Origin of the sequence: Hungatella sp. SL.1.14 (assembly GCF_024460495.1) — a bacterium.
In the GTDB taxonomy this organism is placed as follows: Bacteria; Bacillota; Clostridia; order Lachnospirales; family Lachnospiraceae; genus Hungatella; species Hungatella hathewayi.
The window spans coordinates 1-272 of sequence record NZ_JANFYJ010000564.1 but is presented as its reverse complement, the minus strand read 5'-3'; the positions used below and the strand labels follow the sequence as shown (position 1 = coordinate 272).

At 56.2% G+C, this 272-nt stretch carries 1 rRNA gene; it reads right to left on the bottom strand.

The features are described 5' to 3' along the window. Positions 1-272, bottom strand: a 23S ribosomal RNA gene (locus tag NE473_RS33360); the annotation flags it as partial.

Here is a 272-nt window from a genome sequence, read left to right as displayed (position 1 = left end):
GCCTCCGATACCCTTTCGGAGGCGACCGCCCCAGTCAAACTCCCCACCTGACATTGTCCCCCGGCCAGGTCATGGCCGCAGGTTAGAAACCCAATACCGCAAGGGTGGTATCCCAACAATGGCTCCATGCAGACTGGCGTCCGCACTTCTTAGCCTCCCACCTATCCTGTACATGCAGTACCGAATCCCAGTATCAAGCTGGAGTAAAGCTCCATGGGGTCTTTCCGTCCTGGCGCAGGTAACCAGCATCTTCACTGGTACTTCAATTTCAC